Source organism: Streptomyces sp. MnatMP-M17, from assembly GCF_900091995.1.
GTDB lineage: Bacteria > Actinomycetota > Actinomycetes > Streptomycetales > Streptomycetaceae > Streptomyces.
The window spans coordinates 1-3,183 of sequence record NZ_FMDK01000365.1; the positions used below are offsets into that span (position 1 = coordinate 1).

At 72.1% G+C, this 3,183-nt stretch carries 4 protein-coding genes; 2 read left to right on the plus strand and 2 right to left on the minus strand.

What is annotated here, in order from left to right:
- The coding region (locus tag GA0115259_RS16970; protein ID WP_237540111.1) for a winged helix-turn-helix domain-containing protein at positions 1 to 362 on the plus strand (362 nt) is incomplete at its 5' end.
- A gap of 74 nt (positions 363 to 436) precedes the next feature.
- On the opposite strand, the gene GA0115259_RS16975 is transcribed toward GA0115259_RS16970, so the two are convergent.
- Together GA0115259_RS16975 and GA0115259_RS16980 are read right to left on the minus strand one after the other, a co-directional pair.
- A complete protein-coding gene (locus GA0115259_RS16975) occupies positions 437 to 1,927 on the minus strand; it encodes a PepSY-associated TM helix domain-containing protein (RefSeq protein WP_107469204.1) in 1,491 nt (496 codons plus the stop codon).
- A 66-nt stretch (positions 1,928 to 1,993) separates the two neighbouring features.
- Entirely contained in the window at positions 1,994 to 2,800 is an 807-nt protein-coding gene (locus GA0115259_RS16980; protein ID WP_176732573.1) for a hypothetical protein, read from the minus strand.
- A 127-nt stretch (positions 2,801 to 2,927) separates the two neighbouring features.
- On the opposite strand from GA0115259_RS16980, the gene GA0115259_RS16985 reads away from it, so the two are divergent.
- Positions 2,928 to 3,183 (plus strand): NAD-dependent epimerase/dehydratase family protein (locus tag GA0115259_RS16985; protein WP_345941019.1); only part of this gene is annotated, 256 nt, incomplete at its 3' end.

Sequence of the window (3,183 nt, forward strand, 5' to 3'; positions counted from 1 at the left end):
CCGCGCCGTCCCGCCCCGCCGGGACGGACCCGGCCGGGACCGTCGGACCGGGCGACACGGCGGGCGGACGGGCCACGGGCGGCGGTCCCGTCCGGATCGACAGTGCCCAGCGGATCGCCGTCGTGGACGGGAAGCCACTGGATCTGACGTATCTCGAATTCGAGCTGCTGGCCCATCTCGTGGCGCATCCGCACCGCGTGCACACGCGCGACCAGTTGGTGACCACGGTGTGGGGCTACGGTCATGTGGGCGACGGGCGGACCGTCGATGTCCATGTGGCGCGGCTGCGCCGCAAGCTGGGCGCCGAGTACCGGCACACCATCCAGACCGTACGGCGCGTCGGGTACAAGTACACGCCCTGAGCCGCCGCCGAGCCTGACCGGTCCGGTTCTGGACCGGTCAGGCTCTGTGCGTGCGAGCGCCGGGCGCGGAGGTGTTACGTCCTGGCCCGGGCGCGTGCGCGGACGCGGGCCGACAGCCCCAGCGCACCGTCCACGACCAGGAACACCAGCAGGCTGATGCCCAGCAGCGGCACGAACCAGCCGACCAGCGCCACCACCGCCGCGAGCGGCAGCAGGACGGCGAGCGGCACCTTGCGCCAGGCACCGCGCGGTATCGCCCTGCCCATGGTCAGCCCGCGCTCCTTGGTGGGCCTGCGCTGCCACCACATCCGGTAGCCCCACACGATGAGCAGGATCAGCGCGAGCGCGAGAACCGCGAGCACGAGCTGATTGACCAGCCCGAGGAAGACGCCCATATGGGCATCGATCCCGAAGCGGGTGAGCTGGGCCAGTACGGGATAGTCGGCGAAGCGCAGCTCGTCCATGATCATGCCGTTGGCGGGATCGACGGCGACCGAGTCGAGCCTGACCGGGACCTGGGTGTCCGTCTGGGCGATGACATAGCCGGTGCCCTCCTTCGGCAGCGTCACCGAGAGCGGTCCGTCGAGACCGGCCTGACGTGCGGCGACGACCGCCAGATCGACTCCGACGTCCATGGCACCCGTGCCGTCCGTCCCTTCCATCCCGGGCATGCCCTCCATGCCCTCGTGACCCTCATGGCCGCCGCCTTCTCCACCGGCGCCTGCTTCGAGGGCGGCCGAGACGACCGGAGTGGCGCCGCCGAGCTGGTCCTGGACCGCGCCGATGTTCTCGCCCGCGTACCGCGACCAGGTCAGGCCCGTGGCCGAGAGCAGCACCAGCCCGGTCACGGCCCACAGCCCGACCGAACCGTGCAGCGAGAGCGTCCGCCGCCTGCCGGTGGTACCACGCTCGGGTATCAGCAGCGCGCGCTTCGAGGCACGTCTGCGGCCGGTCCAGAGCAGCACTCCGCCGAGGGCGACCCCCCAGAGCCAGCTCGCGGCGAGTTCGCTGTAGATACGGCCCGGCTCACCGAGATGGAGATGGCGGTGGAACTCGGAGAGCCAGGTGCGCAACGGCAGGGCGCCGGAACTGCCGTAACTGGTCAGCTCTCCTCGTATCTCCGCGGTGTACGGATCGACGAAGACGGCGAGCGACTTGCCCTCCTCGACGCCCGGCGCGGTCATCAGGACCCGGGTGGTGGCGCCCTCCTCCGACGGGAGGCGTACGGAGGTGACCGTGCCGTCCGGACGGGCGGCACGGGCAGCGTCGAGCTGCTGCGAGAGCGGAACGGTACGGTCGCCGACCGGCACGCGCAGCTCGTGGCGGTAGATCACCTTCTCCGCCTGGAAGGAGAGGGCGTAGAGAAAGCCGCTGGTGGCGGCCACCAGCAGAAGCGGAGCGATGAGCAGGCCCGCGTAGAAGTGGAGACGGAGCACAAGAGGCCGCAGGGCGCTCCAGAGGGACGAAGTGCCCGCGGCGGACTCGGGCGCGGACTCGGACGTGGGCGCGGACTCGGACGTGGTGCTGCGCGCGGCGGCGCCCTGTACAGGGTCGTCGATGGCCATGGCTGTCCTCGGTGTTGGCGTTGGCATGGGGAAATCGGCCCCGGCCGCCGCCCGACGTCCGAGAGTTCAGACAGTTCGGCCAGTGATGACGGCAACGGCTCCAGGGACCGTGGTACGAGCGGTACGGAACGCGGGCGGGCCGCGCCGCGACAGCGTGTGCGCCGGTATGACGCCATGGACGCGGTCCGCCGCGGTGGCGGCCGGGCGAGGCCGTATCAGCCGTGGCACGGCGGGCAGCCGTACGGCGGTGAGCAGCAGCCGGAGCGGCGAGAAGGCCAGGGCACCGACGGCGTGCACCAGCCGGAAGAGAGCGGCCTCGCCGCGGGCCAGCCAGAGCGCGCAGACGGCGGCGGCGAGGAGATGGGCGGCGAGCATGCCGACGGAACCGTCGGTGAGCGCGTCCAGCACGGTCGGCGGCCCGTCGGCGCCGGTGTCCGCGCCGCCCATCCGCATGGCCATGCCCATGTCGGTGCCCATGCCAGGGCCTATGCCGACGCCGATCCCTGAGCCGGGGCCAAGTCCCGAGCCGGGTCCGGGGCTCATCCCAAGGCCCGTGCCCAGTCCCGTGCCGACGACGGGATGCGTACGTGATCCATGCGCGGGCGCGGACAGTCCGTACGGCAGCGCTCCGGCGAAGAGCAGATGCAGCACGCCCTGGACCGTGACCAGGGCGGCCCCGATCGAGCCGGTCCCGCGCCGCCGGCCGCCCGCGAGCCAGGCCAGACATCCGGTGATCCCGAACGCCGTCCACAGTGCTCCGGGCGGGATCTCATGCCCGGATGTGAACGAATGCCCCACCGCGGCCAGAGTCACGCAGACCGCCGCGAAGGCCGCGGCCCGCAAGGCGCGCAACGGCGACCGGGCATCTGTCATGGTCCGCACATGCTGCCATCCCGGTGGGACCGTGCGGCAGATCCCAAAGGCCCACGATTCTCCCGGTGATTCCTCCGACGGCGAATTGTGCTGTCCTCGACGCCCGCTCACGGGCAGAGTCGGTGCCATGAGACTCCTGATCCTCGGTGGTACGGAATTCGTCGGCCGCGCTGTCACGGAGGCGGCGCTCGGGCGTGGTTGGCAGGTGACCGTCTTTCACCGCGGCCGTCATGAGGCACCGCCGGGCGCGGTCACCCTCCTCGGCGACCGCACCGCGCCGGACGGTCTGGCCGCGCTCGCCGAGGGCGAGTGGGACGCGGTCGTCGACACCTGGTCGGCGGCTCCGTCCGCGGTGCTCTCGGCGGCCCGGCTGCTGGCGGGCC

Coding starts and splice junctions, on each gene's coding strand:
- GA0115259_RS16980 (WP_176732573.1), bottom strand. CDS start 2,800: ATGACAGATGCCCGGTCGCCGTTGCGCGCCTTGCGGGCCGCGGCCTTC.
- GA0115259_RS16975 (WP_107469204.1), bottom strand. CDS start 1,927: ATGGCCATCGACGACCCTGTACAGGGCGCCGCCGCGCGCAGCACCACG.